This is a genomic window from Streptomyces sp. NPDC054840, assembly GCF_053611065.1.
This window is the reverse complement of record NZ_JBSGZP010000897.1, coordinates 1-2,424: the sequence shown is the minus strand read 5'-3', so window position 1 is coordinate 2,424 and position 2,424 is coordinate 1. Positions and strand designations below refer to the sequence as shown.

General features: G+C 75.5%; 2 protein-coding genes. One reads left to right on the top strand and one right to left on the bottom strand.

All coding sequences use genetic code 11. The annotated features are described in order from the left end of the window. A partial coding sequence (locus tag ACWGIU_RS35645) for an IucA/IucC family protein (RefSeq protein ID WP_453712241.1) occupies positions 1-1,397 on the bottom strand: 1,397 nt, incomplete at its 3' end. A 108-nt stretch (positions 1,398-1,505) separates the two neighbouring features. Here ACWGIU_RS35645 and ACWGIU_RS35640 point away from each other — a divergent pair. Beyond that, a partial coding sequence (locus tag ACWGIU_RS35640) for an IucA/IucC family protein (protein WP_453712240.1) occupies positions 1,506-2,424 on the top strand: 919 nt, incomplete at its 3' end.

Here is a 2,424-nt window from a genome sequence, read left to right as displayed (position 1 = left end):
TCCGAGGTGGCCGGCAGCGCGGCCACCTCCGCGAGGGCGTCGGCGAAGGCCCCGGCCGAGCCGGCGGTGGCCCCGAGCGCTCCCGTCAGCAGGGACCCGAACAGCTTGCGCCGCAGCACGGTCACGTCGTCGGTGACCAGCCTGCCGGACAGCGGCGGCACCGGCAGGCCGTGCCGTGCCAGCCGGGCCGGGCTGATCCGGATGTCGGCGAGATCGCGGTAGACCAGCCGCAGCGGGGCGCCGCCCGCCGAGAGCACGACCAGGAGGTTCTGGCCGTGCGCCTCCAGCGCCACCCCGAGCTCCAGCACCCGCAGGCACACCGAGAGCGCGAGCCGGGCGAAGTCGGCCCGCCAGGCCGCCGAGCGCGCCGGGCCGAAGAATTCCAGGGCCGCCACCGGAAGCACCCGCTCACCGGCGGCGGCGTCCGCGTACACCTCCGGCGGCTCCCGCAGCACGGCCGCCAGGTCCGGGCTGTGCGCGGTCGTGGCGCCCAGGGTCCGGGTGATGTGCAGTCGGCCGTCGAGCCGTTCGGACAGGCCCTGGGCGAAGGCGGAGACGGCCGCCGCCGTCTCGATGGAGTAGACGGAGATGTCCCGCACGGACGAGGTCAGCCGCGCGCTCAGCGCGGTCTTCACGTGCGCCCCGCCGTCGGCGGGAGCCAGGGTGCGTAGGGCCATCAGCGGATGCGCCGCGACACCGGGCCGCACCCGCTCGTGCTTCAGGACGTGCGCCGCCTGCCACGGGTGCGCCGGGACCAGGATCCGTCCCGCGTCCCGCAACTCCTCCGGCCAGTCGCCGATGACCAGGCATTCCTCGGCCCGTACGGCGACCAGCCCGAGCTCCACCACCGGCCGGTGCTCGGGCGCGTACGCCAGCTGCTCGGCCACCGAGAAACCGGGTCGGGAACGGCAGTTCGGGTGGTAGGGATGCCCGTCGACCACCCGCTGCTCCCACTCCCAGGTGGTCCCCGGGGCCCGGTCCTCCCCGGCGGGCGGCTGACCGGCCCGGGAGAGCGCGAGGGAGGCGGTACACGCGTCCAGCTCGGCGGCGAACTGCTCCCCGTGCGGCACCCCGAGGGCCGTCACCAGCCACGCGGCCCGCCGGTAGGGCCTGCCGTCGAGCAGCAGCTCGCTCACGTAGGGCTCGGTCGCGTACGGGTCCGGCGGCGGGCCCTCCAGCCGGGAGCCCCCGGCCAGCCGCAGCGCCAGGCCGTCGGGCGCGCGCTCACGGCCCACGATCCAGGGCAGCGGTTCGAAGGCCAGGGCCCGCCACAGCCGGGTCAGCACCGCCGCCCGGGCACCGTCGAGCGCGGCGGCGTACATGGGTACGAGCGACGGGCGTACGCCGGCCAGCTCGGCGGCGACGGCCTCTTCGGCCGGGGAAGGTGAAAGATGCATGCTGGGGCTCCGGCATCGGAATATCGCTTTACGGGATGATCAAGCAATGATTGCGGATACCGAAGATCACGACCGGTGGTTGCGCCCTGCGAACCCCCGGCGCACCGGATGGACCGAATGGAATCAGTGGACCTCAACGCCGCCGCCGACGCGTACGCCGCCGCCCCGCTCCTGAACTGCCTGCTCAGGGAGGCGGCCGAACCCGCCGAGGCGTACGGCGCGGGCGCGGGCACAGGCGTGGACGCGGGAACAGACGTACGCGTCCACCGGCTGCGCGGCAGCGGGCGGCTGCTCCGGGTGCGTGGCGGGCGCCGGCCCGAAAGCCCCGAACTGCGCGCGGCGGACGGCTGGCATCCGCTGAGCCACGCCGAACTGGCCAAACTCGTCTCCGACGAACTGGGCCGGTTCACCGGCGTCCCCAACGACGAGCTCGCCGTCGAGATCACCGACAGCCGCGACACGATCGCCGCGCTGCTGGCCGCCCGGGCCGCCGCGGACCCCCCGGCGGACCCGTACCTGCTCTCCGAACAGTCCCTGGTGATGGGCCACCCGCACCACCCCGCCCCCAAGGCCCGGGGCGGGGCGCCGGCCGGGAGCTGGCTGCCGTACGCGCCCGAGGCCTATGCCCGGTTCCCGCTGGTCTTCCTGGGGCTGCGCGAGGACCAGACCGCGGAGGAGGGCGGCCCGGCCGCCTCCGCCGCGATCGAGGCCCTCGCCGACGCCCTGGACGGGCCGCGCGCTCCCGCCGGATACCGGCTGCTGCCCGCCCACCCCTGGCAGCTCGGCCTGGTCGGCGACCGGCCCGCGGTGCGCGAGGCCCTCGCCGACGGGCGACTGCTGCGGCTCGGCACGAGCCGGCGGCCGGCCTGGCCGACCGCCTCGATCCGGACCCTGTACGTACCGGACGCGGAGGCCGACGTCTTCGTGAAGTTCAGCCTCGACGTCCGGATCACCAACGACGTGCGCCGGCTGTGGCGCCACGACCTGCTGAAGCTGCGCCGTACCGACGCGGCCGTCGAGGCCGGCT